Source organism: Mesorhizobium caraganae, assembly GCF_016836705.1.
GTDB lineage: Bacteria > Pseudomonadota > Alphaproteobacteria > Rhizobiales > Rhizobiaceae > Mesorhizobium > Mesorhizobium caraganae.
On the sequence record NZ_JAFCGY010000129.1, the window covers coordinates 1 to 471 of the forward strand.

Below are 471 nucleotides of genomic sequence, written 5' to 3' on the forward strand. Positions count from 1 at the left end.
GAATAGTATCAGCAAGAATACTCGCCGCTTTACCACAACGTGGATGAGAGGGATGAAAAACTCAAGGCAGAGATGACTCTGCCTTGAAGATAAATGCGCTTTTACAGCGGGCTTATTTCAGCTCTTCTGCTTCCGGTAAGGTCACGTTCAGCTCAAGAATAGAAATATCGCCATCTTTTTGCTCAAGCTGTACGGTTACCATCTCAGGATCAATTTGTACATATTTACAAATGACCTCAAGAATATCTTTACGCAACTGCGGCAGATAATGCGGTTCTGCATCGCTGCGACGGCGTTCAGCAACAATAATCTGCAACCGTTCTTTTGCAATGTTGGCTGTGTTTTTCTTCCGCGAGAGAAAGAAATCGAGTAATGCCATAATTTATCCTCCGAACAAGCGTTTGAGGAAGCCTTTCTTCTCTTCTTCAATGAAGCGGAAAGGACGTTCTTCTCCCAACAGACGTTCTACGG

The 471-nt window shown here is 44.2% G+C and carries 1 protein-coding gene; it reads right to left on the minus strand.

Translation table 11 applies throughout. The annotated features are described in order from the left end of the window. Positions 1–112: 112 nt before the first annotated feature. On the minus strand, positions 113–379 hold the full coding sequence (gene minE, locus JQK88_RS35610; protein WP_001185665.1) for a cell division topological specificity factor MinE: 267 nt from the start codon (positions 377–379) through the stop codon (positions 113–115). Positions 380–471: the final 92 nt, after the last annotated feature.